Annotated in this window: 19 protein-coding genes; 18 read left to right on the top strand and 1 reads right to left on the bottom strand. The window is 57.8% G+C overall.

All coding sequences use genetic code 11. From position 1 onward, the window contains the following. The first annotated feature begins 3 nt into the window (after positions 1-3). From rpsE to bfr, 12 genes are all read left to right on the top strand, one after another. Positions 4-504, top strand: coding sequence for a 30S ribosomal protein S5 (gene rpsE / locus IE038_RS07645; protein WP_065759201.1), 501 nt, complete (start codon positions 4-6; stop codon positions 502-504). A 2-nt stretch (positions 505-506) separates the two neighbouring features. Continuing rightward, positions 507-683 carry a 50S ribosomal protein L30 gene (gene rpmD / locus IE038_RS07640; protein ID WP_010220317.1) on the top strand — a complete coding sequence of 59 codons (177 nt, stop codon included), beginning with the start codon at positions 507-509 and terminating at the stop codon, positions 681-683. 3 nt (positions 684-686) lie between these two features. Then, positions 687-1,121, top strand: a complete 435-nt coding sequence (gene rplO, locus IE038_RS07635; RefSeq protein ID WP_065759200.1) for a 50S ribosomal protein L15 — start codon at positions 687-689, stop codon at positions 1,119-1,121. Continuing rightward, complete coding sequence (gene secY, locus IE038_RS07630; protein WP_163933286.1) at positions 1,122-2,453, top strand: preprotein translocase subunit SecY; 1,332 nt, start codon at positions 1,122-1,124, stop codon at positions 2,451-2,453. It begins immediately after the preceding gene. Positions 2,454-2,481: 28 nt separating this feature from the next. After that, positions 2,482-2,598 (top strand): 50S ribosomal protein L36, encoded by a 117-nt coding sequence (gene rpmJ / locus IE038_RS07625; protein WP_002555468.1) that lies wholly within the window; start codon positions 2,482-2,484, stop codon positions 2,596-2,598. Positions 2,599-2,729: 131 nt separating this feature from the next. Continuing rightward, positions 2,730-3,086, top strand: coding sequence for a 30S ribosomal protein S13 (rpsM, locus tag IE038_RS07620; RefSeq protein WP_065759198.1), 357 nt, complete (start codon positions 2,730-2,732; stop codon positions 3,084-3,086). Positions 3,087-3,116: 30 nt separating this feature from the next. Further along, a complete protein-coding gene (gene rpsK / locus IE038_RS07615; RefSeq protein ID WP_065759197.1) occupies positions 3,117-3,506 on the top strand; it encodes a 30S ribosomal protein S11 in 390 nt (129 codons plus the stop codon). Between the two features lie 15 nt (positions 3,507-3,521). Further along, positions 3,522-4,142, top strand: a complete 621-nt coding sequence (rpsD, locus tag IE038_RS07610) for a 30S ribosomal protein S4 (protein WP_065759196.1) — start codon at positions 3,522-3,524, stop codon at positions 4,140-4,142. Between the two features lie 22 nt (positions 4,143-4,164). After that, the gene (locus tag IE038_RS07605; RefSeq protein WP_017901544.1) at positions 4,165-5,166 is read left to right on the top strand and encodes a DNA-directed RNA polymerase subunit alpha; all 1,002 of its coding nucleotides are present in this window, start codon (positions 4,165-4,167) and stop codon (positions 5,164-5,166) included. A 41-nt stretch (positions 5,167-5,207) separates the two neighbouring features. Beyond that, complete coding sequence (rplQ, locus tag IE038_RS07600) at positions 5,208-5,594, top strand: 50S ribosomal protein L17 (protein ID WP_065759195.1); 387 nt, start codon at positions 5,208-5,210, stop codon at positions 5,592-5,594. Positions 5,595-5,766: 172 nt separating this feature from the next. Then, entirely contained in the window at positions 5,767-7,215 is a 1,449-nt protein-coding gene (locus IE038_RS07595; protein WP_189395406.1) for a catalase, read from the top strand. Positions 7,216-7,370: 155 nt separating this feature from the next. Beyond that, entirely contained in the window at positions 7,371-7,835 is a 465-nt protein-coding gene (bfr, locus tag IE038_RS07590) for a bacterioferritin (RefSeq protein ID WP_163937289.1), read from the top strand. 58 nt (positions 7,836-7,893) lie between these two features. Here the strand turns inward: bfr and uvrA are convergent, their stop codons facing one another. Next, complete coding sequence (gene uvrA / locus IE038_RS07585) at positions 7,894-10,728, bottom strand: excinuclease ABC subunit UvrA (protein ID WP_163937292.1); 2,835 nt, start codon at positions 10,726-10,728, stop codon at positions 7,894-7,896. Between the two features lie 129 nt (positions 10,729-10,857). Here uvrA and IE038_RS07580 point away from each other — a divergent pair, with 129 nt between their 5' ends. The 6 genes from IE038_RS07580 to fdhE all read left to right on the top strand — a co-directional run bounded on the left by IE038_RS07580 (position 10,858) and on the right by fdhE (position 18,729). Continuing rightward, on the top strand, positions 10,858-12,252 hold the full coding sequence (locus tag IE038_RS07580; protein WP_189395405.1) for an MFS transporter: 1,395 nt from the start codon (positions 10,858-10,860) through the stop codon (positions 12,250-12,252). A gap of 9 nt (positions 12,253-12,261) precedes the next feature. Then, a complete protein-coding gene (locus IE038_RS07575; protein ID WP_065759190.1) occupies positions 12,262-12,771 on the top strand; it encodes a single-stranded DNA-binding protein in 510 nt (169 codons plus the stop codon). A gap of 364 nt (positions 12,772-13,135) precedes the next feature. Further along, positions 13,136-16,201, top strand: coding sequence for a formate dehydrogenase-N subunit alpha (gene fdnG / locus IE038_RS07570; RefSeq protein ID WP_163937295.1), 3,066 nt, complete (start codon positions 13,136-13,138; stop codon positions 16,199-16,201). Next, complete coding sequence (gene fdxH, locus IE038_RS07565; RefSeq protein ID WP_189395404.1) at positions 16,201-17,151, top strand: formate dehydrogenase subunit beta; 951 nt, start codon at positions 16,201-16,203, stop codon at positions 17,149-17,151. The genes fdnG and fdxH overlap by 1 nt, the downstream gene beginning before the upstream one ends. After that, complete coding sequence (locus IE038_RS07560; protein ID WP_163937297.1) at positions 17,148-17,801, top strand: formate dehydrogenase subunit gamma; 654 nt, start codon at positions 17,148-17,150, stop codon at positions 17,799-17,801. Before fdxH ends, IE038_RS07560 begins: the two co-directional genes overlap by 4 nt. 4 nt (positions 17,802-17,805) lie before the next feature. Next, positions 17,806-18,729 carry a formate dehydrogenase accessory protein FdhE gene (gene fdhE / locus IE038_RS07555; protein WP_163937300.1) on the top strand — a complete coding sequence of 308 codons (924 nt, stop codon included), beginning with the start codon at positions 17,806-17,808 and terminating at the stop codon, positions 18,727-18,729. Positions 18,730-18,805: the final 76 nt, after the last annotated feature.

Genomic DNA, 18,805 nt, shown 5'->3' with positions numbered 1-18,805 from the left:
GTTATGTCAAATAACGACCAAAAGCGCGACGAAGGCTACATCGAGAAGCTGGTTCAAGTTAACCGCGTAGCTAAAACCGTAAAAGGCGGCCGTATCTTCACTTTCACCGCGTTGACCGTGGTTGGTGATGGTAAAGGTCGTGTTGGCTTCGGCCGTGGCAAGTCGCGTGAAGTGCCTGCTGCGATCCAGAAGGCAATGGAAGCTGCTCGTCGCAACATGATTCAAGTGGACCTGAATGGCACCACTCTGCAGTACGCTACCAAGGCTGCCCACGGCGCCTCGAAGGTTTACATGCAGCCTGCCTCTAACGGTACCGGTATCATCGCTGGCGGCGCAATGCGTGCTGTCCTGGAAGTTGCTGGTGTTCAGAACGTTCTGGCCAAGTGCTACGGTTCGACCAACCCAGTGAACGTGGTTCATGCCACTTTCAAGGGTCTGAAAGCCATGCAATCTCCTGAGTCCATTGCCGCCAAGCGTGGCAAGAGTGTTGAGGAGATCATCTGATCATGGCTACCGTTAAAGTAACGCTGATCAAAAGTACCGCTGGCCGTCTGCCTAACCACAAACTGTGTGTTAAAGGCCTGGGTCTGCGTCGCATCGGTCACACTGTAGAAGTCCTGGATACTCCCGAGAATCGCGGGATGATCAACAAGGCTTACTACATGCTGCGCGTCGAGGGTTAATCGATGAAACTCAATGATCTGAGTCCAGCGCCGGGTTCCCGTCGCGAGAAGCATCGTCCGGGTCGTGGTATCGGTAGCGGTTTGGGTAAGACTGGTGGCCGCGGCCACAAAGGTCAGACCTCCCGTTCCGGTGGCACCATCGCTCCAGGCTTTGAAGGCGGTCAACAGCCGCTGCATCGTCGTCTGCCGAAGTTCGGCTTCGTTTCGCTGAAAGCCATGGACCGCGCAGAAGTGCGTCTGTCCGAGCTGGCTAAAGTGGAAGGCGACGTCGTCACCGTGCAATCCCTGAAGGATGCCAACGTGATTAACCAAAACGTACAGCGCGTGAAAATCATGCTGTCCGGTGAAGTTACTCGCGCAGTCACCATCAAGGGCGTCGCTGCCACCAAAGGTGCGCGTGCGGCTATCGAAGCAGCTGGCGGCAAGTTCGAGGAATAAATGGCTAAGCAAGGTGCTCTCTCTTCGCTCGGCAAGGGCGGGATGTCTGAACTCTGGGCTCGTCTGCGTTTTCTGTTCCTGGCGATTATCGTCTACCGGATCGGCGCACACATCCCTGTTCCAGGTATCAATCCGGACCGGCTGGCGGAACTGTTTCGACAGAATGAGGGGACCATTCTTAGCTTGTTCAACATGTTTTCCGGCGGCGCGCTGGAACGGATGAGCATCTTTGCATTGGGGATCATGCCGTACATCTCGGCATCGATCATCATGCAACTGATGACCACCGTCAGCCCGCAGCTGGAGCAGTTGAAGAAGGAAGGTGAATCTGGCCGTCGTAAGATTAGCCAGTACACCCGCTACGGCACCGTCGTCCTGGCGCTGGTTCAAGCAATTGGCATGTCCATTGGCTTGGCCGGTCAGGGCGTAGCGTTTTCTGCTGGCTTCGGCTTCCATTTCGTTGCGGTTTCCACGTTTGTGGCAGGCGCAATGTTCATGATGTGGCTGGGCGAGCAGATCACGGAGCGCGGTGTCGGTAACGGTATCTCGATGTTGATCTTCGCGGGTATCGTTGCCGGTCTTCCGAGAGCAATCGGGCAGTCTTTCGAGTCTGCGCGGACGGGTGATATCAACATTATCGCCCTGATCGTTATCGGTCTTCTGGCAGTAGCGATCATCGGTTTCGTGGTGTTCATTGAGCGTGGTCAGCGGCGCATTGCCGTTCATTACGCCAAGCGTCAGCAGGGCCGCAAGGTCTTCGCTGCGCAGACCAGCCACCTGCCGCTGAAGGTGAACATGGCCGGGGTTATCCCTGCCATTTTCGCGAGCAGCATCTTGCTGTTCCCGGCTTCGCTGGGTGCCTGGTTCGGTCAGTCCGAAGGTATGGGCTGGCTGCAGGACATCTCGGAGTCGATCGCTCCTGGTCATCCATTGAATATTCTGCTGTTTAGTGCAGGGATCATTTTCTTCTGCTTCTTCTATACGGCGTTGATGTTCAATCCGAAAGACGTAGCGGAAAACCTGAAGAAGTCCGGTGCCTTTATTCCGGGTATCCGTCCAGGCGAGCAGTCGGCGCGCTACATTGATGGCGTTCTGACCCGTTTGACCATGTTCGGTGCTCTTTATATGACGGCCGTCTGTCTTCTGCCCCAGTTCCTGGTGGTGGCGGCAAACGTTCCGTTCTACCTTGGCGGGACCTCGTTGCTGATTGTGGTAGTGGTTGTGATGGACTTCATGTCCCAAGTACAATCGCACCTCGTTTCGCACCAGTACGAATCCCTGATGAAGAAAGCCAACCTGAAAGGCTACGGTGGCAGCGGTCTGCTGCGTTGATAGTCCCTTAAGGTTCGAGGAGTTGGTGATGAAAGTTCGTGCATCGGTGAAAAAGCTGTGCCGTAACTGCAAAATTATTCGCCGCGAAGGTGTCGTTCGAGTAATTTGCAGCGCGGAACCACGTCACAAACAGCGCCAAGGCTGAGTGTGATCTGTGCTTCAAGCCCAGCAGCTAGTGCGCTGCTGGGTTGATTATTTGTTTCTACAGCGATATTATCTCGCGCCCTATTTCTTGGCTTCCGGGGCGTAGGTAGCTGTCAATTGGAGTCCCACTGAATGGCCCGTATTGCAGGCGTCAACATTCCAGATAACAAGCACACTGTTATCTCGCTGACCTACATCTATGGTGTTGGTCGCACTACTGCACAGAAAATCTGTGCAGAGACTGGGGTCAACCCAGCCGCAAAGATCAAAGATCTGAGCGACGAGCAGATTGAACAGCTGCGTAGCGAAGTTGCGAAGTTCACCACTGAAGGTGATCTGCGTCGCGACATCAACATGAAAATCAAGCGGTTGATGGACCTGGGCTGCTACCGCGGTCTGCGTCATCGTCGGGGTCTGCCAGTACGCGGTCAGCGTACCAAGACCAACGCGCGTACCCGTAAAGGTCCGCGTAAGCCGATCCGCAAGTAATCGCACCAGCGAATCGACAGGAAAATAGACATGGCAAAACCTGCTGCTCGTCCTCGTAAAAAAGTCAAAAAGACAGTGGTTGATGGGATCGCCCACATCCACGCGTCTTTCAACAACACCATCGTGACCATCACCGATCGTCAAGGTAACGCACTGTCGTGGGCTACCTCCGGCGGTTCGGGTTTCCGTGGTTCGCGCAAATCCACCCCGTTCGCGGCCCAAGTTGCTGCAGAGCGTGCTGGTCAAGCTGCGCTGGAGTACGGTCTGAAAAACCTCGACGTTAACGTCAAGGGTCCAGGTCCAGGTCGTGAGTCCGCTGTTCGTGCTTTGAACAGCTGTGGCTATAAGATCGCCAGCATCACCGACGTGACGCCAATCCCGCACAACGGGTGCCGTCCGCCGAAGAAGCGCCGCGTGTAATCAGGAGACAGATAAATGGCACGTTACATTGGTCCAAAATGCAAACTGTCTCGTCGTGAAGGCACTGATCTGTTCCTGAAGAGCGGCGTTCGCGCTCTGGAATCGAAGTGCAACATCGAAGCAGCCCCAGGTATTCACGGTCAGCGTCGTGGTCGTCAGTCCGACTACGGCACCCAGCTGCGTGAGAAGCAAAAAGTCCGTCGTATCTACGGTGTTCTTGAGCGTCAGTTCAGCGGTTACTACAAGGAAGCAGCCTCCAAGAAGGGTGCTACCGGCGAGAACCTGCTGCAACTGCTCGAGTGCCGTCTGGACAACGTCGTTTATCGTATGGGCTTTGGCGCTACTCGTGCCGAATCCCGTCAGCTGGTTTCGCACAAAGCGATCAGCATCAACGGCAAGACTGTAAACGTTCCGTCCTACCAAGTTCGTCCGGGTGACGTGGTCGCAGTTCGCGAGAAATCGTTGAACCAGCTGCGCATTGTTCAAGCCCTTGAACTGTGTGCCCAGCGTGGCCGCGTTGAGTGGGTAGAAGTAGATGCTGCTAAGAAATCCGGTGTTTTCAAGAACGTCCCGGCTCGCAGCGACCTGTCTGCCGACATCAACGAAAACCTGATTGTCGAGCTCTACTCCAAGTAAGGGCTAGAAAATAGGTGCATCCATGCAGATTTCGGTAAATGAGTTTCTGACGCCCCGCCACATTGATGTGCAGGTCGTCAGTCCAACCCGCGCCAAGATCACGCTCGAGCCTCTCGAGCGTGGCTTCGGCCATACCCTGGGCAACGCGCTGCGTCGCATCCTGTTGTCCTCTATGCCTGGCTGTGCAGTAGTCGAGGCCGAAATTGACGGCGTACTCCATGAGTACTCGGCAATTGAAGGTGTTCAGGAAGATGTCATTGAAATCCTGTTGAACCTGAAAGGCCTGGCTATCAAACTGCATGGTCGTGACGAAGTTACGCTGACCTTGTCGAAAAAGGGTTCGGGGGTGGTTACCGCTGCCGATATTCAGCTGGATCATGATGTCGAGATCGTTAACCCCGATCACGTAATCGCTAACCTGGCGTCTAACGGCGCTTTGAACATGAAGCTCACTGTAGCTCGTGGTCGTGGTTATGAGCCGGCCGATTCGCGTCAGAGCGATGAAGACGAAAGCCGCAGCATTGGTCGCTTGCAGCTTGACGCTTCGTTCAGCCCGGTTCGCCGTATCGCCTACGTGGTGGAAAACGCCCGTGTCGAGCAGCGTACCAACCTGGATAAGCTGGTTATCGATCTGGAAACCAACGGTACTCTGGATCCTGAAGAGGCAATCCGTCGTGCAGCAACCATTCTGCAACAGCAGTTGGCTGCGTTCGTCGACCTCAAAGGTGACAGTGAGCCAGTGGTAGTGGAGCAGGAAGACGAGATCGATCCGATCCTGCTCCGCCCGGTTGACGATCTGGAATTGACCGTACGTTCGGCCAACTGCCTGAAGGCGGAGAACATCTACTACATCGGCGATCTGATTCAGCGCACCGAAGTAGAGCTGTTGAAAACTCCGAACCTGGGTAAGAAGTCCCTGACTGAAATCAAGGACGTTCTGGCTTCCCGTGGTCTGTCCCTCGGCATGCGCCTCGACAACTGGCCGCCTGCAAGTCTTAAGAAAGACGACAAGGCGACTGCCTGATCGTCGTAATCACCGAACGTAAGTTTGGTAAGGAATGAACCATGCGTCATCGTAAAAGTGGTCGTCACCTGAGCCGCACCAGCGCGCACCGCAAAGCCATGTTCCAAAACATGGCGGTGTCGCTGTTCGAGCACGAGCTGATCAAAACTACCCTGCCTAAAGCCAAGGAACTGCGCCGCGTTGCCGAGCCGCTGATCACCCTGGCCAAGGAAGACAGCGTAGCTAACCGTCGTCTGGCCTTCGACCGTACTCGTTCGAAAGCCATCGTTGGTAAGCTGTTCAACGATCTGGGCAAGCGCTATGCCACCCGTCAGGGCGGCTACCTGCGTATCCTCAAGTGCGGTTTCCGCGCTGGCGATAACGCACCTATGGCGTACGTCGAGCTGGTTGATCGTCCTGTCGGTGGCGTAGTAGAAGCTGCTGAGTAAGACGAACAGTCTGAAACAAGGAACCGGGCCTAGTGCCCGGTTTTTTGTTTCTACAGTCATTGAAATAAACTATTGATAACTGTTGTTTAATGAATTTGATCGTGTCGTGTTCATGATCAATACTCCCTCTCAGCCGATTAACCGGCAGCAATATTCTGAGAAGGGAGTGAGCATGAGCGAGAACAAGACACTGACCACCGCGAGCGGTGCTCCAGTTGCCGACAACCAGAACTCGCGTTCTGCAGGCCCACGTGGTCCGCTGCTGCTGGAAGATTTCCACCTGATTGAAAAGCTCGCGCACTTCAACCGCGAGAACATTCCGGAGCGTCGTGTGCACGCCAAAGGTTCGGGCGCTTATGGCACCTTTACCGTCACGCGGGATATCAGCCAATACACCAGCGCCAAACTGTTCGACACAGTAGGCAAGCAGACACCGACGTTCCTGCGATTCTCCACTGTGGGTGGCGAGCGTGGTTCGGCCGATACTGAACGCGATCCGCGAGGCTTCGCCCTGAAGTTCTACACCGAGCAAGGCAACTGGGACATTGTGGGTAACAACACACCGGTCTTCTTTATTCGGGACCCACTCAAATTCCCAGACTTTATCCATACCCAGAAGCGCTTGCCCCAGAGCAACTTGAAGAGTCCTCAGGCGATGTGGGATTTCTGGTCGCATTCGCCTGAGGCGCTGCATCAGGTCACCATCCTGTTCTCCGATCGTGGCATCCCGGATGGCTACCGTCATATGCACGGCTTTGGTAGCCATACCTTCAGCCTGATCAACGCCGCAGGTGTGCGTCATTGGGTCAAGTGGCACTTCAAGACCAAGCAAGGCATCAAAAACCTGTCACCGGCTGAGGCTGCTCGCCTGGCGGGCACCGACCCGGACTATGCACAGCGGGACTTGTTCGAAGCCATCGAGCGTGGAGACTTCCCTAAATGGAGCGTCTGTATTCAGGTCATGACGGAGGATCAGGCTGCTGCGCACCGTGATAATCCGTTCGATGTCACCAAAACCTGGTCGCAGAAGACGTTTCCCTTGATTGAAGTGGGCGAGCTCGAACTCAATCGCAACCCGCTTAACTATTTTGCCGAGGTTGAGCAGGCGGCTTTTGCACCGAGCAATCAGGTGCCAGGTGTGGGCCTGTCGCCGGACCGCATGCTCCAGGGGCGTGTATTTGCCTATGCTGACGCGCACCGCTACCGTGTGGGGACCAATCATCAACAGCTGCCAGTCAACGCGCCGAAGAGTCCGGTGAACAGTTACCAGCGTGACGGCGCCATGGCGTTCGGCAGCAATGGCGGAGCGGCGCCGAACTACGAGCCAAACAGCTACAGCAATGCACCCAAGCAGGCGCCTCAGTATGCCGAACCAGTGCTTGCACTCAATGGTGCTGCGGACCGTTACGATCATCGTGAAGACAGTGACTACTACAGCTATGCCGGTGACCTGTTCCGTTTGATGGGCAGTGAACAAAAAGCGTTGCTGATCAGTAATATCACGGGTGCTATGAAGGGCGTCTCGCTGGAGGTTGTTCAGCGTCAGTTGCAACACTTCCTCAAGGCTGATGAGGCGTACGGTGAAGGTGTTGCCAAGGCCCTGGGTGTCAAACTGGCTTAAGTCGAAGTGATAAGCAGAACCGCCCGCATTAGGGCGGTTTTTCAATGCAATTGACTACTGTTCGCGTGCTTTTTTACTTGCTTTTACGTTAATCGCAGTGACCTATCCGCCATCCTGGTTCACACTGTTACTTTCACTTAGGGAGAAGCAGGGCGATGCAAGGTCACCCGGACGTAATCGACTACCTCAACACGTTGCTGACGGGGGAACTGGCGGCACGTGATCAGTATTTCATCCATTCGCGCATGTACGAAGACTGGGGCTTGAGCAAGCTCTACGAGCGTATCAATCATGAGATGGAAGAAGAGGCACAGCACGCCGATGCCCTGATCCGTCGTATTCTCATGCTCGAAGGTACGCCGCGTATGCGTCCTGACGACCTGGACATCGGTACTACTGTGCCGGACATGTTCGCCGCTGATTTGCGTCTTGAGTACAAAGTCCGTGCAGCGCTGTGCAAAGGCATTGAGTTGTGCGAGCTGCACAAGGATTACGTCAGTCGCGATATCTTGCGCATGCAACTGGCTGACACCGAGGAAGATCACACCTACTGGCTGGAGAAGCAGTTGGGCCTGATCAAGTCCATTGGTCTGGAGAACTACCTGCAATCGCAGATGTAGTTTGCCGCGATACAAAAAAGCCCCTGCCGTTTGCGCGGCAGGGGCTTTTTCATGGGCGTCAGGCCCGGTCGCGCAGTAACAACGGTTTAAGGTAATGGCCCGTGTGTGACTGTTTCATCTCCGAGACCTCCTCAGGCGTCCCGCAAGCGATGATCTGGCCTCCTCGGGAGCCACCCTCAGGGCCGAGATCGACCAGCCAGTCTGCGGTCTTGATCACGTCCAGGTTGTGCTCGATTACCACCACCGTGTTGCCGTGGTCACGAAGCCTGTGCAGCACATCGAGCAACTGCTGAATGTCGGCGAAGTGCAGGCCGGTGGTCGGCTCATCGAGGATGTACAGGGTCTTGCCCGTATCGCGCTTGGACAGTTCGCGCGACAGCTTCACCCGTTGTGCTTCGCCACCGGACAAGGTGGTCGCAGATTGTCCCAGCTTGATGTAGGAGAGCCCCACGTCCATCAGGGTCTGCAGCTTGCGCGCCAGCGCCGGTACCGCATCGAAGAACTCCCGGGCTTCCTCGATGGTCATCTCGAGGACTTCGTGGATGTTCTTGCCCTTGTATTTGATCTCCAGGGTTTCGCGGTTGTAGCGTTTGCTCTTGCAGACATCGCAGGGGACATAGATGTCAGGCAGGAAGTGCATTTCGACCTTGATCAGGCCATCGCCCTGACACGCTTCGCAGCGCCCGCCCTTGACGTTGAAGGAGAAGCGTCCCGGGCCATAGCCGCGTGAGCGCGACTCCGGTACGCCGGAGAACAGTTCACGAATGGGTGTGAACAGGCCGGTATAGGTGGCCGGGTTGGAACGCGGCGTACGGCCGATCGGGCTCTGGTCGATGTCGACGACCTTGTCCAGGTGCTGCAGGCCATCACAACTGGCATGAGGTGCCGCCTCAAGGCTGGTCGCACCATTCAGCGCGGTCGCGGCCAGCGGGAACAGCGTGTTGTTGATCAGCGTTGACTTGCCTGAGCCCGATACACCGGTTACGCAGGTCAGCAGGCCAATCGGAATCTCCAGGTCGACGTTTTGCAGGTTGTTGCCGCGTGCGCCCTTGAGCTTCAGTAAGTGCTTCTTGTCGCGCGGTGTACGGGTGGTTGGTACGGCGATCTTGACCCGACCCGAGAGGTACTTGCCGGTCAGTGAGTCAGGGTGCGCCATTACCTCGGCGGGGGTGCCTTCGGCGACGATTTGTCCACCATGTACGCCCGCGCCAGGACCAATATCCACCACATAGTCCGCCAGACGAATAGCGTCCTCGTCATGCTCCACCACGATCACCGTGTTGCCGATATCGCGCAGGTGGTTGAGCGTCGCCAGGAGGCGGTCGTTGTCCCGTTGGTGCAGGCCGATGGATGGTTCGTCGAGGATGTACATCACCCCGACCAGCCCCGCGCCAATCTGGCTGGCTAGCCGAATACGCTGTGCTTCGCCACCCGACAAGGTGTCGGCGCTGCGGTCTAGCGTCAGGTAATCCAGGCCGACGTTCACCAGGAACTGCAGGCGTTCACAAATTTCCTTGAGGATCTTGTCGGCGATTTCACCGCGTCGCCCGGTCAACTTCAGGCCACCGAAGTATTCGCTGGCATCGCCGATAGGCAAGTTGGTTACAGCCGGCAGGGTTTTCTCGCCCACCCATACGTGCCGCGCTTCGCGTCGCAACCGTGTGCCACGGCAGTCAGGGCAGGGCTGAGTGCTGAGGAACTTGGCCAGCTCTTCGCGGACGGTAGCCGATTCGGTTTCCCGGTAGCGGCGCTCCAGGTTCGGTACGATGCCTTCGAAAGGGTGTGATCGCTTGACGATATCGCCGCGGTCGTTGAGGTACTTGAAGTCGACATTCTGGTTGCCGCTGCCGTGCAGAATGACTTTCTGTTGGTCGGCTGGCAGCTCACCGAAGGGCACTTCGAGACTAAATCCGTAATGCGCGGCCAAGGAGCCAAGCATCTGGAAGTAATAGACGTTACGTCGGTCCCAGCCGCGTATCGCGCCTTCTGCCAAGGTCAGTTCATTGTTGACCAGGCGTTTGACGTCGAAGAACTGTTTCACCCCGAGGCCGTCACAGGTCGGGCAAGCGCCGGCGGGGTTGTTGAAGGAAAACAGCTTCGGTTCCAGCTCGCTGATGGCGTGGCCACAGATCGGGCAGGCGAAGCGCGCAGAGAAGATCAACTCTTCGCCGGGCTCTTCATCCATTGATGCAACCAGAGCGATACCATCGGCCAGTTTCAGTGCCGTCTCGAAGGACTCCGCCAGACGTTGCTGCAGGTCTTCGCGAACCTTGAAGCGGTCGACCACGACTTCGATGGTGTGTTTCTTCTGTTTATCCAGTTTGGGCAGTTCGTCGAGCTCGAACAGCTTGCCGTTGACCCGGGCACGCACGAAGCCCTGAGCGCGCAACTCCTCGAAGATTGCCAGGTGTTCGCCCTTGCGTTCGCGAATCACGGGGGCCAGTAGCATCAGTTTGCTGCCTTCAGGTTGCGCCAGTACCAGATCGACCATCTGGCTGACGGTCTGTGCCTCCAGCGGGATGTCATGGTCCGGGCAGCGTGGTGTGCCGACGCGCGCATAGAGCAGGCGCAGGTAATCGTAGATTTCGGTGATGGTACCGACGGTCGAACGTGGGTTGTGTGAAGTCGATTTCTGCTCGATGGAGATCGCGGGTGACAGCCCTTCAATCGTATCGACGTCGGGCTTTTCCATCATCGAAAGAAATTGCCGGGCGTAGGCCGACAGCGATTCGACATAGCGACGCTGGCCTTCGGCATACAGGGTGTCGAACGCCAGCGATGACTTTCCAGAACCGGACAGACCGGTGATAACGATCAGCTTGTCCCGGGGCAGGGTCAGGTCGATGTTCTTAAGGTTGTGGGTTCGTGCCCCACGAATCAGAATCTTGTCCACTGCGGCCTCGCTTGGCGGGCATAAACCGGTGAGTATAAGGCTGCTTGCCAGCACGCGGCAAAGCGTCACGTATATGCCGACAATCGATCAGGCTGGTAGAATCGCCGCCGGTTCACACGAGGTTTATCCATGCACGATCCCCACAGCGAACGCATGAGTGGTAGCGAGACTCGCGCCGCAAGCGGCCTGGCACTGGTGTTCGCATTCCGTATGCTAGGCATGTTCATGGTATTGCCGGTTCTGGCGACCTATGGCATGGACCTGGCCGGTGCTACACCCGCACTGATTGGTCTGGCCATTGGTGCCTATGGCCTGACTCAGGCATTCCTGCAGATCCCGTTCGGGATCATTTCCGACCGGATTGGTCGGCGTCCGGTTATTTACCTGGGCCTGGTCATCTTTGCCCTGGGGAGTGTGCTGGCGGCCAATGCCGACAGCATTTGGGGCGTGATTGCCGGGCGCGTCCTGCAAGGCGCTGGTGCTATTTCGGCTGCAGTCATGGCGCTGTTGTCTGATTTGACCCGCGAGCAACATCGCACCAAGGCCATGGCCATGATTGGCATGAGTATCGGTTTGTCCTTTGCGGTGGCCATGGTGGTAGGGCCTTTGCTGACGCGGGCCTTTGGCTTGTCGGGGTTGTTTCTGGCCACGGCAGCGATGGCGCTTGTCGGCATTGCCCTGATTGCGTTCGTCGTTCCGGCTTCGCACGGTGCCTTGCAACACCGCGAGTCCGGCGTGGCAAAACAGGCCCTTGGCCCGACCTTGCGGCACCCTGATCTGTTGCGTCTGGATGTGGGTATCTTTGTCCTGCATGCCATCCTGATGGCCAGTTTCGTCGCCTTGCCACTGGCCTTCGTCGAGCGTGGCGGCTTGCCGAAGGAGGAGCATTGGTGGGTGTACCTGACGGCCCTGCTCATTTCATTCTTCGCAATGATTCCGTTCATCATCTACGGCGAAAAAAAGCGCAAGATGAAGCGTGTGTTGCTCGGGGCGGTGAGTGTATTGATGCTCACTGAACTATTCTTCTGGGTATCGGCAGACAACTTGCAAGAACTGGTGATCGGCACCGTGATATTCTTCACCGCCTTCAACCTGTTGGAGGCGTCGTTGCCTTCGCTGGTAAGCAAGGTGTCGCCTGCCGGTGGCAAGGGGACTGCAATGGGGGTTTACTCCACCAGTCAGTTCCTGGGTGCCGCGCTGGGTGGAATTATCGGCGGCTGGTTGTTCCAGCACGGTGGCTTGAGCATGGTCTTCCTCGGATGTGCGCTGCTCTGCGCCCTGTGGTGGGTGGTTGCGGTAGGCATGCGTGAGCCGCCGTACGTGACCAGCCTGCGCATGCCGCTGTCGGCCGAGGCCGTCCGTGAAGCGGGGCTGACCGAGCGGCTTATGGCCGTCCCGGGTGTGACCGACGCAGTGGTGGTGGCAGATGAAGCCGCCATCTATATCAAACTGGATACGAAAATTTTGGATCGTTCGACCCTGGAGCGCCTGGTCAATCCGGCATCCGCGGCGTGCGAAGCCTAGGAGAACGTTATGGCCCGTGGGGTTAACAAAGTCATATTGGTCGGTACTTGCGGCCAGGATCCCGAAGTCCGCTACCTGCCCAACGGTAACGCCGTGACCAACCTGAGCCTGGCGACCAGCGAGCAGTGGACCGACAAGCAAACCGGCCAGAAGGTCGAGCGCACCGAGTGGCACCGCGTGTCGATGTTCGGCAAGGTTGCCGAGATCGCTGGCGAATACCTGCGTAAAGGTTCCCAGGTCTACATCGAGGGCAAGCTGCAAACCCGCGAGTGGGAAAAAGACGGCATCAAGCGCTACACCACCGAGATCATCGTCGACATGCAGGGCACCATGCAGCTGCTGGGCGGTCGTCCACAGAACCAGGACGGTGCTCCACAGGGTGGTGGCAACAACTACAACCAGGCCCCGCGTCAGCAGGCCCCGCGCCCACAGCAGGCGCCACAGCGTCCAGCTCCGCAGCAGCCAGCACCACAGCCGGCTCCGGACTTCGACAGCTTTGATGACGACATTCCGTTCTAACGAATAGACGTTGAATGTATTGGTTTACAGGGTGCGTCATGGTCTGACGCCTTATAGGCCAAGCAGTCAGTTCTAGAATAGAAAACCCTGATCTCCATGAGGCGGTCAGGGTTTTTTTGTGTGTGGAGGCAAGCCACGCGCTTCATACGAAGGAAACGGGGGGGCAGTTTTTCACTAGAAAGTGGAGACATGTGCATTCAGGCGTTCACCCGCATAGCGCCTAGCACCGACGATCCGGTTTCGCTCCGTTCGGTACGATCTTGACTAAAGTATCAACTGGCGACAGCCATAACGCCGCCACCGTGATCGTTAAAAAGATGCCTGGACCTGCTCCAGGCATCCCAAACCTGATCAGGAGTGCACGATGGACCTCAACCGTCGTCAGTTCTTCAAGGTCGCCGCTATCGGCCTTGGAGGCTCGAGCCTGGCTGCGCTGGGAATGGCTCCGGCCCCGGCCTTCGCCGAGCAGGTGCGCCACTTCAAGCTGGCCCACGCCCACGAGACCCGCAACACCTGCCCTTACTGTTCTGTCGGCTGTGGCCTGATCATGTACAGCCAAGGTGATGCGGCCAAGAATGTCGCGCAGAACATCATCCATATCGAAGGCGACGCCGATCACCCGGTCAATCGCGGCACGTTGTGCCCGAAAGGTGCGGGCTTGCTCGATTTTATCCACAGCCCCAGCCGGCTGCAGTACCCGCAGGTACGCAAGCCAGGTAGCAGTGAGTGGACGCGAGTGTCCTGGGATGATGCACTGGATCGCATTACCGACCTGATGAAGGCGGACCGCGATGCCAACTTTGTGCAGAAGAATGCGCAGGGGCAGACGGTCAACCGCTGGCTGACGGTGGGTTTCCTTGCCGCGTCCGCCTCGTCCAATGAAGCCGGCTACATGACCCACAAGGTCGTTCGCAGTTTTGGCATGCTGGGGTTCGATAACCAGGCACGTGTCTGACATGGCCCGACGGTGGCAAGTCTTGCCCCGACGTATGGCCGTGGAGCCATGACCAACCACTGGACGGATATCGCCAACGCGAATCTGGTCCTGGTGATGGGTGGTAATGCCGCCGAAGCCCACCCCTGTGGCTTCAAGTGGGTGACCGAAGCCAAGGCGCACAATCAGGCCCGTTTGATCGTGGTCGATCCACGGTTCACCCGTACCGCCTCGGTAGCGGATTACTACGCTCCGATTCGTACCGGTAGTGATATCGCCTTCATGGGTGGCTTGATCAACTACCTGCTGAGCGAGGACAAGATCCAGCACGAATATGTGCGCAGCTACACCGATGTCTCGTTCATTGTAAAAGCCGGCTTCAGTTTTGAGGACGGCCTGTTTTCAGGTTATGACGCCGCCAAGCGCAGTTATACCGACAAGTCCGGTTGGGGCTATGAGATCGGTGAGGATGGCTTTGCCAAGGTCGACCCAACGCTGCAGGACCCACGTTGCGTCTACCAATTGATGAAGCAGCACTACAGCCGTTACACCCCAGCCTTGGCTAGCCAGATTTGCGGCATGCCGGAAGACAGCATGCGCAAGATCTGGGAAGAGATCGCCACCTGCTCGCAGCCAGGCAAGACCATGACGATCCTCTATGCCTTGGGCTGGACACAGCACTCGATTGGCTCGCAGATCATTCGCAGTGCGGCCATGGTGCAGTTGCTGTTGGGTAACGTCGGCATGCCTGGCGGTGGTGTCAACGCCTTGCGCGGGCATTCCAACATCCAGGGGCTGACGGACCTGGGTCTGCTGTCCAATCTGTTGCCCGGTTACCTGACCCTGGCGTCCGATGCCGAGCAGGACTACGACGCCTATATCGCCAAGCGCGCGCTCAAGCCGTTACGCCCAGGGCAGATGTCCTATTGGCAGAACTACGGCAAGTTCCACGTCAGTCTGATGAAGGCTTGGTATGGGGCCAACGCAACGGCGGAAAACCATTGGGGCTATGACTGGTTGCCCAAGCTGGATATTCCTGGCTACGACGTGCTGAAGATGTTCGACATGATGGCCAAAGGGCAGGTCAATGGTTACTTCTGCCAGGGCTTCAACCCGATTGCTGCGCTGCCTGACAAGAACCGTGTCATGGCGTCGCTGGCCAAGCTCAAATGGCTGGTGGTGATGGATCCACTGGCCACCGAGACGTCTGAGTTCTGGCGCAATGTCGGGCCGTACAACGACGTTGAAACCGCCACTATCCAGACGGAAGTCATCCGTCTGCCAACCACCTGTTTCGCCGAGGAGGACGGTTCGCTGGTGAATAGCAGCCGCTGGCTGCAATGGCACTGGAAGGGGGCCGAAGGCCCAGGCCAGGCACGCACCGACGTGCAGATCATGAGCGAGCTGTTCCTGCGTTTACGCGAGCGCTATCAGCGTGAGGGTGGCGCGTGGGCCGAGCCGATACTCAAGCTCAACTGGCCCTACAAGGTGGCGCATGAGCCATCGCCGGAAGAAATCGCCAAGGAGTTCAACGGCTATGCCACTGCCGACTTTACCGATGTCAGTGGCGCGGCATTCAAGACAGGGCAGCAACTGTCCGGGTTCGCCCAGCTAAGGGATGACGGCAGTACCGCCTCGGGTTGCTGGATCTTCTGTGGTAGTTGGACCGAGCAAGGCAACCAAATGGCGCGGCGTGACAACAGCGATCCTTATGGCATGAAGCAGCACCTGGGGTGGGCCTGGGCCTGGCCGATGAACCGGAGGATTCTCTACAACCGGGCGTCGGCTGATCTTCAAGGCAAACCGTGGGCGCCGAACAAGCGTCTGGTCTGGTGGAATGGCAAAACCTGGGGCGGTACTGACGTTCCCGACTACAAAGTCGACGTCGCACCAGAGGCGGCGATGAACCCGTTCATCATGAACCCCGAAGGGGTGGCGCGCTTCTTTGCGCTGGACAAGATGGCCGAAGGCCCATTCCCCGAGCACTACGAGCCGTTCGAGACGCCCATTGGCATTAACCCCTTGCACCCGGGGAACAAGCAGGCGACCAGCAACCCGGCCGGGCGAGTGTTCGATTCGGTCTGGGACTCGTTGGGGCAGGCCAAGGACTTCCCGTATGCCGCCACCAGCTACCGATTGACCGAGCACTTCCACTTCTGGACCAAGCATTGCCCGATCAACGCTGTGACCCAGCCAGAGCAGTTCGTTGAAATTGGCGAGGCGCTGGCCAAGGAGAAGGGCATTGTTGCAGGAGATCGGGTTCGGGTGACGTGCAAGCGAGGGCATATCGAGGCGGTCGCGGTGGTGACCAAGCGGATCCGTCCGTTGCAGGTCAACAACCAGACCGTGCATCAAATCGGCATCCCCCTGCACTGGGGCTTCACCGGCGCCACCCGTCACGGCTACCTGACCAATACCTTGGTGCCGTACCTCGGTGACGGTAATACCCAGACCCCGGAATCCAAGTCGTTCCTGGTCAACCTGGAGAAAATCTGATGGCCAGCCAAGACATTATTGCCCGTTCAGCCACGACCACCTTGCCGCCTTCGGTGCGCCAGCAAGAGGAGGTGGCGAAGCTGATCGACACCTCCAAGTGCATTGGCTGCAAGGCCTGCCAAGTGGCATGTTCGGAGTGGAACGAGTTGCGTGACGAGGTTGGGCATAGCCTCGGTACTTACGACAACCCTCAGGACTTGAGCGCCGAAACCTGGACCCTGATGCGCTTCACGGAGCATGAAAACACCGTAGGCAATCTGGAGTGGTTGATTCGCAAGGACGGCTGCATGCACTGCGCCGATCCGGGTTGCCTGAAAGCCTGCCCAAGCCCAGGGGCGATCATCCAGCACGCCAATGGCATCGTCGATTTCAACCAGGATCATTGTATCGGCTGTGGTTATTGCATCACGGGCTGCCCGTTCAACATCCCCCGGATCTCACAGAAGGACCACAAGGCCTACAAGTGCACGCTGTGTTCGGACCGGGTCGCGGTCGGGCTGGAGCCGGCTTGCGTCAAAACCTGCCCAACCGGTGCGATTGTCTTTGGTAGCAAGGCGGACATGAAGGAGCATGCCGCCGAACGAATCGTCGATCTCAAGTCGCGCGGCTTCGAGCAGGCTGGCTTGTATGACCCCGACGGAGTCGGTGGTACTCATGTGATGTACGTACTGCACCATGCCGATCAGCCTCAGTTGTATGCGGGCCTGCCGAATCAACCGGTGATCAGCCCCTTGGTCGGCTTGTGGAAAGGCATGAGCAAGCCGTTGGCGTTGCTGGCCATGGGCGCGGCGGTGTTGGCGGGGTTCTTCCACTATGTGCGTATTGGTCCGCAGCGGATCGAGGACGATGAGCATCCGGCTGGCAAGGACCCCAGCGTGCGTGAGGTTGACCCGGCCGTGCATGTCTTTGACCCGAGCAATCCTGGTGCACAGGGGGAAGATCGGCCATGAAAGACAAACCGATCCTGCGTTACACCGCGAATGAGCGCAGTAACCACTGGGCGGTGGCCATTCTGTTCTTCATGGCGGCGTTGTCCGGGCTGGCGCTGTTTCACCCGGCGTTGTTCTGGCTCAGCCACCTGTTTGGTGGCGGGCCCTGGACGCGGATACTGCACCCTTTTATGGGTGTGTTGATGTTTGTGTTGTTCCTGGGGCTGGTAATACGTTTCTGGCGAGCGAACATTCTCACGGCGAATGATCGGCTTTGGCTTCGTCGAGTCGACCGGGTGATGCGCAATGAAGAGCAGGGTGTGCCGCCTGTGGGTAAGTACAACGCCGGGCAGAAGCTGCTCTTCTGGACGCTGCTGCTTTGCATGCTGGTGTTGCTGCTCAGCGGCGTGGTGATTTGGCGCGCCTACTTCAGCCAGTATTTTGGGATTGGCGGTATTCGTCTGGCGACGCTGCTGCACGCATTGGCCGCATTTGTGCTGGTGCTGAGCATCATCGTGCATATCTACGCCGGCATCTGGATCAAGGGCTCGGTCGGCGCCATGGTGCATGGTTGGGTGAGTCGCGCCTGGGCGAAAAAGCACCATGGGCTATGGTATCGGGAAGTGACCGGTGAAGATCGGTCGGATAGCCACATCGGCAAGAAGGGGTGACGGCTTGAGCAGGATACTTGAACCGGGCCATATCGAAGCGGCAGCGAGCGCTCCGCCGTTCATCCATTTGCCACCACCGAACCTGTTTGATTTGCGCAGGGCTCGTCTGGAGCACCTGGCTGTAGGGCATCCTCTGGCCGAGTATCTGCGTTTTGCTGCCAGCCTTTGTCAGTTCCAGCAAGGTTTGATGGATCATCCCCCGAGCACCTCCCCGCTAGACCCTGAGCGCATTCGCCTTTGCCTTGAGCACGGTCTGCCCCCGCTAGCGGCGGACAGCCTGGTGCGTGAAGCCGATTGGCCGCCGTATCTGGAGGCGTTGTTACAGCAGTATCAGGCCGCTTCGGACCCTGTGCATGCGGCGCTGGCACAGTTGCGCGCAGCCAGTGGCGAGCAGCGCAAGGTGTGGGCATTGGCATTGCTCGGCGGGCAGTACGCTGGGCTGCCGGCGGCTTTGGTGCCCTTTCTCGGTGCTGCACTGCAAGTGGCCTGGAGTCACTGGTTGTTGGGTTTGCCGGAGGACCTGCTCAGGCCCGGTGATGAGCTCCAACAATGCCCGGCCTGCGGTTCGCCGGCGATGGCCGGGGTGATTCGCCATCGAGGCAAATTCAATGGGCTGCGTTATCTGGTTTGCTCCTTGTGTGCCTGTGAGTGGCATGTAGTACGGGTGAAATGTATCTACTGCGAACAAAGTAAGGGGCTGCGTTACTACAGCTTCGAGGATGACCGTTACCCTGCTGGCCTGGCGCCGTTGCGCGCCGAGTGCTGCGTAGGGTGTAAACGCTACTTGAAACTGGTCTATCTGGAGCATGATGCCGAAGCGGAGGCCTTGAGTGTCGACCTCGCCAGCCTGGCCCTGGATCTGCGCCTGGATCAGGAGGGCTATCAGCGCTTGGCGCCGAACCTGCTGCTGGCGCCAGGAGGCGATTGAGCCCAGCGGCTACACTCAAGATTCCCGGCTCCCTTCGTCGGCAGAGTCGACTGCTGCCGCGCGTCGTGAGAGCGAT

It is taken from the genome of Pseudomonas laurentiana (assembly GCF_014648275.1).
In the GTDB taxonomy this organism is placed as follows: Bacteria; Pseudomonadota; Gammaproteobacteria; order Pseudomonadales; family Pseudomonadaceae; genus Aquipseudomonas; species Aquipseudomonas laurentiana.
This window is presented reverse-complemented; position numbering and strand designations above follow the sequence as displayed.